General features: G+C 69.5%; 3 protein-coding genes. All 3 read right to left on the bottom strand.

The features are described 5' to 3' along the window. Positions 1–61 precede the first annotated feature (61 nt). The 3 genes from B551_RS14515 to B551_RS14505 are packed head-to-tail and all read right to left on the bottom strand — an operon-like array spanning position 62 to position 4,107. The gene (locus B551_RS14515) at positions 62–1,387 is read right to left on the bottom strand and encodes a CpaF family protein (protein WP_006578961.1); all 1,326 of its coding nucleotides are present in this window, start codon (positions 1,385–1,387) and stop codon (positions 62–64) included. A gap of 9 nt (positions 1,388–1,396) precedes the next feature. Beyond that, positions 1,397–2,662 (bottom strand): pilus assembly protein, encoded by a 1,266-nt coding sequence (locus B551_RS14510; RefSeq protein WP_052511379.1) that lies wholly within the window; start codon positions 2,660–2,662, stop codon positions 1,397–1,399. Positions 2,663–2,676: 14 nt separating this feature from the next. Next, complete coding sequence (locus B551_RS14505; RefSeq protein WP_023264389.1) at positions 2,677–4,107, bottom strand: type II and III secretion system protein family protein; 1,431 nt, start codon at positions 4,105–4,107, stop codon at positions 2,677–2,679. Positions 4,108–4,302 lie beyond the last annotated feature (195 nt).

The following is a 4,302-nucleotide window of genomic DNA, read 5'->3' as shown; positions in this document are numbered from 1 at the left end:
GAGCAGCAGCAGGCCCGCGCCGAGCAGCAGCAAGGCAATCGCGGCGAGGGCCAGGCCGGCGCTAGACATCGAAGCGTCCCAACGGATCGTCCATGCCAAAACCGGCCTGGCGCATCCGCGCCAGCTTCGGCGAGTGCGGCAGGATGCCGAGCGACTGCCAGCGGTCGACCTCGACGCCATCGGGCCCGATATACGGGTCGTGCCGATACAACTCCTGCGTGGTGACGATGTTGTCGCCCATGCCGGTCACTTCGGTGATCGACAGGATGCGGCGCTTGCCATTCGACAGCCGCCCGATCTGCACGATGAAGTCGATCGCATTGGCGATCTGCCGGCGCAGGCTGACCTCGCTGCCCTGGAAGCCCGCGAAGCCGGCCAGCATCTCGAGCCGGTACAGGCATTCGCGCGGGCTGCTCGCGTGGATCGTGCCCATCGAGCCGTCGTGACCGGTGCTCATCGCCTGCAGCATCTCCAGCACCTCGCCGCCGCGCACTTCGCCGACGATGATCCGGTCCGGCCGCATGCGCAGGCTGTTGCGCAGCAGGTCGCGAATCGACACCACGCCGGTGCCCTCGAACCCGCCGGGCCGGCTTTCGAGGCGAACCACGTGCGGGTGGTTCAGCGCGAGTTCGGCTGTGTCCTCGATGGTGATCACGCGCTCGCTATCCGGCACGAAGATCGCCAGCGCATTGAGCAGCGAAGTCTTGCCCGAGCTGGTGCCGCCGCTGACCAGGATATTGCAGCGGGCCTTGACCGCGGCCTCGAGCAGATCGCCGATCTCCTGGTTCATGGTGCCGAGCCCAAGCAGCGCCTCCGGCGTCAGCGGATCCTTGCGGAACTTGCGGATCGACACCACCGGGCCCTGCAGCGCCAGCGGCGGGATCACGACGTTGATGCGGCCGCCGTCGGGCAGCCGGGCGTCGACCATCGGATTCGACTCGTCGAGCCGCCGGCCGATCGGCGCGAGGATCCGGCGCACGATGCGCAGCAGATGGCCGGCATCGGCAAAGCGCACCGGAATGCGTTCGAGCATGCCGTGGCGCGACACATAGACGTCGAGATGGCCATTGACCAGGATGTCCTCGACCGCGGGATCGTTCAGCAGATCCTCGATCGGACCGAAGCCCGCCAGCTCCTTGGTCAGCGCCTCGGCGATCTGATGCAGCTCGGCCTCGTTGATCGGAATCCGGCGCAGCCGCGTGAAGCTCTCCAGTTCGAGATCGACGAAGCGCTGGATGGCCGTGCGCGACCAGCGGCCGAACTCCGCGCCCAGTTCCTCGATGCGCGTCAGCAGGTGTTCGTGCGCCGCTTCCTTGATCGTGTGGAATTCCTGCGAGGTCGGAAACGGCGCGGCGGCGTTGTCCGAGAATTCGATGGGTTGCGTCATCTCGTCATCTCAATGGTCTGCCTTGTTCTTGCCCGCTGCATGGCCCGCCCGCAGCCGCTGCACCGCCTGCGCGATCGGCTCCAGCCATCCGGGGCCCGACGCGCGCGCTTCGCAGCGATAGCCGACGCGCTCGAGCATCGGCGCCAGCGCGCGGACATAGGGCGCGGTGGGCTGCCGGTCGGCCAGTACCGCGCCGCTGTTCATCGCGGCCAGCATCGTCTCGCGGCAGTCGGGCAGCGTGCCGGCCAGCGGCAGCTCGAGCCGCTGCGCGATCTGGTCGGCTTCGAGACCGAGGCGCGCCTGATAGCGCGACACCACCAGCCGCATCGACTCGCGGCCCGCCTCGCGGCGGCCCAGCTCTTCCAGCAGCTCCGCCGCCGACACGATCGCCGCGACGCTCTGCTCGGCCACGATCAGCACCTCGTCGGCGACCTTGACCAGCTGCGCCATGAAATCGAGATTGCTGAATCCGCCCAGGTCGATCACCTGCAGGTCGAAGTGGCTGCGCAGCGTGCCGAGCAGCGTCAGCGCCTCGGAGAACGAGATGTCGCGCAGCTCGGCCAGCGTCTGGGGCAGCGGCAGCACCGCGACGCCGCCGGCATGCCGGGTCAGCGCGGTCTGCACGAAGACCTGATCGAAGCGGCGCAGATTGCGCACCGCCTCGACGAAGTGAAAACCCGGCGCGACATTGGTGTACAGCGCGCCGTCGCGTGCCGGCAGGCCGAGGTCCAGCAGCAGCACCTCGCCGTTCTGCCGGCGTTTCGCCGCTGCCGCGAGATTGGTCGCCAGCGTGGTGGCGCCCACGCCGGGCCGCGCGCCCAGCACCGCCAGCACCTTGCCGCGGCGCGCCGGCTGCACGATCTCGCGCGTGGCGAGCAGCCGCTGCACCGTCGCGATCGCATTGGCCGCGGGCGAGCGCATGTCGACGAAGTCCTTCACGCCGGCACGCAGCGCCGCCAGCATCAACTCGGGCTCCTGCGCCTCGCCAAGGGCGACCAGCGGCAGGTTCGGAAACAGCCGGGCCAATTGCTGGCCGAGCCGGGTCGATGCCTGGGCATGCTCGGCGCTGAAATGCAGGAACACGATGCCCGGATTGGCGGTGCCGATCCGCTCGACGATGCCGTCGCGCGCAGGGTCGACGCCATCGACCGCATGCACCTGGCCGAGCGGCGCCAGCGCCCGTTCGAGCCAGCGCCGCGGCGCCTCGCCGGTGGTGTTCAACAGGAAGGTGGCATTGCTGGCCACGGGGGCCGCATCGATGGGGGGCAGCGTCATGTCCATGCCTTCCTCTACCTCGAAAAGCCCGGCAACGCCGGATCGACCAGATCGCCGCCGAGGAACTTGCCCCAGACCGGTGGATTGGCGGAGGTGCGGCCGTCGGCCCCGACCCGCGCCGCCGCGCTCGACCCCTTGGCCAGCGGACGCACCAGATGCGGCGTGACGATGATCACCAGCTCGCGGTCTTCCTGGTGGAAGTTCAGGTTCTTGAAGAAGGCGCCGATCAGCGGCAGGTCGCCGAGCACCGGCACCTTGTCGACATTGCTGACCGTATTGCGGCTGACCAGGCCGCCGATCACGAAGCTCTCGCCATCGCCCAGTTCCACCGTGGTGTCGGCGCGGCGCGTGACGATCGCCGGGATCGTCGCGCCGTTCATCACGATGCCGCGCGAAGGATCGAGATCGCTGGCCTCGGGCGCGACCTTCAGCGCGATCCGCTCCGGCGACAGCACGGTCGGCGTGACGGTCAGGCCGATACCGAACTGCTTGTAGTGGATCGTGGTGGTGCCCAGCGCCTGCGGCACCGGGATCGGGATCTCGCCGCCGGCGAGGAAGCTCGCGCTCTGACCGGACAGCGCCACCAGGCTCGGCTCGGCCAGGATGCGGGCCATGCCATTGCCTTCGAGCAGGCTCAGGTTGGCGAAGATGCCATGGCTCATCGACGCCGCGACCAGGTTGAACGCGCTGCTGATCGGCGCGGTCGATTCCGTGGCGAGGCCCCCGCCGGTATTGCTGCCGCCGGGGCGCGGCGTGAACGTGGCCCGGGTCAGCGTGGACGGCGAGAAGCTGCCGAACGCGAAGCCCGAGCGGTTGCGATAGAAGTTGAAGCCGGCCTGCTTCAGCACGTTCTTGCTGATCTCGACCACGCGGACATCGACCTGCACGGTGCCGGTGACCGGCACGGTCGAGCGGTCGAGCACCGGGCCGTTGCCCACGGTCGCGCGCGCCGCCTGTCGCGCGCCCGCTGCGGCGGCGGCATCGGGGGACTGGCCCCGGATGATGGCGCCCTGCCCCGCCACGTCGATCTGCGCGCCCTGGCCATCGGAGGCCATCGCGTCGACCTGCACCGTGTACCGGATCGGCGCCTCGCCGGACGGCCACACCATCAGATCGGTATTGCCGGGCTTGCGCGCGACCAGCAGCACGGCGGTGCTGGCGCCGCGCGATTTGAGCAGCAGCGCGTCGGCGACCTCGGGATTGCCGATGGCGATGCGTTCGAGCTGCCGGCCGATGCGGATTTCGCGCTGCGCGCCGACGGCGAGCGTGACGCGTTGCGAGGGCCGTTGCGCGGAAGGCTCTGCCTGATCGCGGGCTTGATCGCGGGCCTGATCGCGAACCGGATCGCGGGTTGGCGCGGGCTGCGCGCCCAGCGGCGCGGTGCCGAGCAGGCTCGCCGTCAACAGCAACGCGGTCAGCGTGCGCGGCCGGTGCAATGAATTCATCGGGAAAGACAAGGCAGGTATCGCTTGAAAGCAGGATCGACGCGCCCTCGGCAGCGGGAGATTCATCGTCGTTTCCTATTCGATGGCGCGCTTGCCGGCGCGGATCACTTCGACGCCGGCAGGCGAGGGTGCGGCAGCGGGCCTGGCCTGCGCGATCTGCGGCGGCTCCGTGCGCGCCGCGGGCACGCGCGGCTT

It is taken from the genome of Cupriavidus sp. HPC(L) (assembly GCF_000307735.3).
Classification (GTDB): Bacteria; Pseudomonadota; Gammaproteobacteria; order Burkholderiales; family Burkholderiaceae; genus Cupriavidus.
The sequence above is the reverse complement of the archived record's forward strand: the minus strand, read 5'-3'. Positions and strand labels throughout refer to the sequence as shown.

Bases quoted from the DNA above. Each gene is read 5' to 3' on its own strand.
- B551_RS14515 (WP_006578961.1), bottom strand. From the start codon at position 1,387: ATGACGCAACCCATCGAATTCTCGGACAACGCCGCCGCGCCGTTTCCG.
- B551_RS14510 (WP_052511379.1), bottom strand. From the start codon at position 2,662: ATGACGCTGCCCCCCATCGATGCGGCCCCCGTGGCCAGCAATGCCACC.
- B551_RS14505 (WP_023264389.1), bottom strand. From the start codon at position 4,107: ATGAATTCATTGCACCGGCCGCGCACGCTGACCGCGTTGCTGTTGACG.